Origin of the sequence: Pseudoalteromonas sp. SWYJZ98, assembly GCF_015864495.1 — a bacterium.
In the GTDB taxonomy this organism is placed as follows: Bacteria; Pseudomonadota; Gammaproteobacteria; order Enterobacterales; family Alteromonadaceae; genus Pseudoalteromonas; species Pseudoalteromonas distincta.
On sequence record NZ_JADYXA010000084.1, the window covers coordinates 1 to 2,264 of the forward strand.

Annotated in this window: 1 protein-coding gene; it reads right to left on the reverse strand. The window is 61.1% G+C overall.

The annotated features are described in order from the left end of the window. Window positions 1-78: 78 nt before the first annotated feature. The gene (locus I6F10_RS19835; RefSeq protein ID WP_114488110.1) at window positions 79-480 is read right to left on the reverse strand and encodes a hypothetical protein; all 402 of its coding nucleotides are present in this window, start codon (window positions 478-480) and stop codon (window positions 79-81) included. Between the last annotated feature and the right edge of the window lie 1,784 nt (window positions 481-2,264).

The following is a 2,264-nucleotide window of genomic DNA, read 5'->3' on the forward strand; positions in this document are numbered from 1 at the left end:
GGCACCGCCGCCTTCGCTCACGTCATCCATCACCGCCGACGCTACCAGGCGGACATCGCCTTTCAAGATTGCCACTTGTTAAATCTCCATGAGACGGATGGTGCAGAGGTAAAAGTCGGCAGGCAGTTCGTGCCCATCGCGGTACTGGATCACAGGACGGGCCTCAAAACCGCCGTCCTGGTGACGGAAGATGACCTCCCGAGCCTCGCCGCGAAGTGTAAGAGTCATGGTTTTGCCGGGTACTGCGGCCCAATTTCGCAACGCCGTCACGTCGGCGCGCGTCATCCACGCGCTGCTGTCGCTCTCCGGCTCCAGCGTGATGGGTCGCCCCTTGACCCTCGCCGCCGCCTGGACGATGTACGCGCCCGTGATCGTGCGGTCGGCAGTCTGCTCGACCGGGTTCCAGTTGTTCTCGTCGGACCAGAACAGGTCTGGGTTCAAGGTCAGTGTGGTCGTGCCATCGGCCAGGGTGAGGCTCATGCTGCGGTTCCTTGTGAGGTTTCAAGTGCGCGAAGCACTGCGAGAGTTTCACGTGACTGCGTGGGGTTCAGTCCGGTGATGGTTCCGAGGTTGCGGCCGCCGAGGTTGACGGTCAGGTTCCCCCCGCTGCTGACGCCACCGCTGCTTGGGCGCCCACCCGAAGGGCTGCCGCCTGGCGTCGTCGATCCCCCACCTGCGGGTGTGGTCGCCGTGCCGCCTGGTGCCGGGCCTGTGTTGAGCAGCTTCGCTTCCAACTCCTGCAGTTGCCGGCGCATGTCAGCCACCTGCTTGCTGTAGTTGGGGTCTCGAATCTGCCCACCCTGACTGGAGATGAACTTCAGCATCTCTGCCAGGCCGCGAGCCTTGATGGCGTCTGGGTTGCCGATGTTCTCTTCGCCGTAACGCCGGGCGATGTCGCGGTCTACCTGCTCTTGGGTTTCCCCGGCCATCACGCGCTCCCCTGCGGTGTTCAAGGAGTAACCTTCCTTGTCCACGTTCAGGCGCTTGCGGCGGGCTTCGGCCAGTTTTTCCTCGGCGGCGGCTTCTCGTTCCAAGATGGCGATCTGCCGCTCGCTGTAGTCGGCGCTGAGTGTGTACTGCATGAGCATCTTCGCCATGGCGTCGGCCTGGCGCTCGCTGGCCTCTGTGACGTTGCCTCGCNTCGGCGCTGAGTGTGTACTGCATGAGCATCTTCGCCATGGCGTCGGCCTGGCGCTCGCTGGCCTCTGTGACGTTGCCTCGCGCGGATGCCTCACTGCCGAGGTCGTTGGTGGCCTGCTGCCGCAGGCGGTTCTCTTCTTCTTTCAACCGGATGAGTTTGTCCGCGCCATCCAGTTCGGTAAGGGTTGCCTTCTGCAACTTGATCTTTAGGTCCAACTCCCGCACCAACAGTTTGTAGTTGGCGTCACTGGCTTGGAGCTTCAACTTCTCGTTTTCGAGAAGTTTGATCTGGAGTTGTGCCTGTACCCGGTCGATCTCGATTTTGATCTTGGCGACCTCGATCTGCTTCGCCATGGCCTCGCGCTCCAACTGCATCGCCTTGGTGTTATCCCCACGAAGGCGAGCGATGTTGGCACTTGCCTGTGCAATCTGAATGTCCACGGAAAGTGAAGCCTGTTTGGTCTTCAGCGTGGCGACTTCTTCTGCCGCTTGCAGGCGCAGGTTCCGTGCCAAGTCATTCACGGTGTCTTTGTACTTGGCCGTTATCTCGGCCAGTTTCTGGCGCACAGCCGCGACTTCCTCGTCAGTCTTTTTCCCGTTGATGTTGAGCTTTTCGTACTCTTGCAAGACGAGGATGAGCCGATCCATTTCGGCGCGGTACTCGGCCATCTTGGCCGACTGGTCGCCGTATATCTCAACGGCCAGTTTGCGCGCCGCGACTTCCTGTTTTGCCGCCTCCGTTGACGCCTTGGTCTGCTCGACCTCGGACTGCTTGGTCTTGATGAGTTCGCGCAGCTTCTGCGTCTCTTTTTCCTGCTGATCCGCCGTCGCCTTGTCGGCTTCGAGCTTGGCCTGCTGTGCGACCAACTGTTGCTCCAGGATTTTCAGCTCTTCCTGCTTCGAAGCCGCGACCCGCGCGCTGGCAAGTGCGTACTCTTCCGCCGCTTGGCTGGCTGCCTTCAGGACGCCCTGTTCATCGCCTCGCAACTTCGCCAGCGCCACCAGGGTCTCACCCTCTTCCTTGCGCGCTTTGGCGACGCGCTCCAGGTTCAGCGTCTCGTTCTCCTGCTCTTTGATCAGCGTGGCCGTGGCAATAGAGAGTTGAACGTACTTCGCAGCCGCCT